General features: G+C 70.5%; 1 protein-coding gene. It reads right to left on the bottom strand.

Annotated features, from left to right (window positions below):
- Positions 1-853: PucR family transcriptional regulator (locus E9934_RS19410; RefSeq protein WP_136564550.1), on the bottom strand; the 853-nt coding region annotated here is incomplete at both ends.

Below are 853 nucleotides of genomic sequence, written 5' to 3'. Positions count from 1 at the left end.
TCCCATCAGCTCCTCGGCCCGCTCCACGCGATAGCGCACGGTGTTCTTGTGGACCACCAGGATCTTGGCGGCGGCGTCGTGACTGCCGGTCGACAGCAGCGCTTGGACGGTCGTGCGCAGGCGCTCGGTCTGTTCGTCGGTCCCGGCCAGCCGGCCCAGGGTGCGATAGACGAAGCGGCGCATGGCGTCGGTGTTGCCGACCAGGCTCATCAGCTCGACTTCGGTGAAGAAGGTGAGCGGGCTGGGCCGGTTGCCCACCAGGGTGATCCGTTGGGTGGCGAGCGCCTCGGCGTGCGAGGAGCAGAAGCCGTCGACGCCGGGGGCGGGACTGCCCACGGCAGCGACGATCTGCCGCTCCTTCAACCAGTCCTCGCGGCTGTGCAGCCGGGTGAGGTCGGGCAGCTCCGCGGAGCTGACCCACGCCCACAGGTCCCGCCCGCCCGGGTGCACCACCAGCGGTGAGCGCAGCTTGAGGGCCGTCGTCAGCTCGTGCGCCGCCTGCGACAGGTCGGCGATCCGCGCGTCGTCGGCGGTGTGGAGGAGCAGCGCCGTCTGATATGCCGACAGGGGATGCCCGCCCAGACGGGCCGAGATCTCCCGGGGATCGACGAGCTCGCCGCCGACGACGGCGCGCACCACTTCGAGGCGGCGGGCGGCATCGCCTTGGCGAATCCGCTCCAGCTCCTGTTGGTAGATGGCGACCGACTGCTCGACCGAGTGATCGAACCAGGTGCTGGAGCGGGTCCAGAAGTGCACCAGCGCGTCGGCCTCGGACACGTTGTCCGCGGGCCGGCTCTTGACCGCGGCCGTGATGAACTCCCACACCGCCTGCTCGCCCGCCGTGTAGATCTCG

Source organism: Nocardioides caeni, assembly GCF_004912195.1.
Classification (GTDB): Bacteria; Actinomycetota; Actinomycetes; order Propionibacteriales; family Nocardioidaceae; genus Nocardioides; species Nocardioides caeni.
The sequence above is the reverse complement of the archived record's forward strand: the minus strand, read 5'-3'. Positions and strand labels throughout refer to the sequence as shown.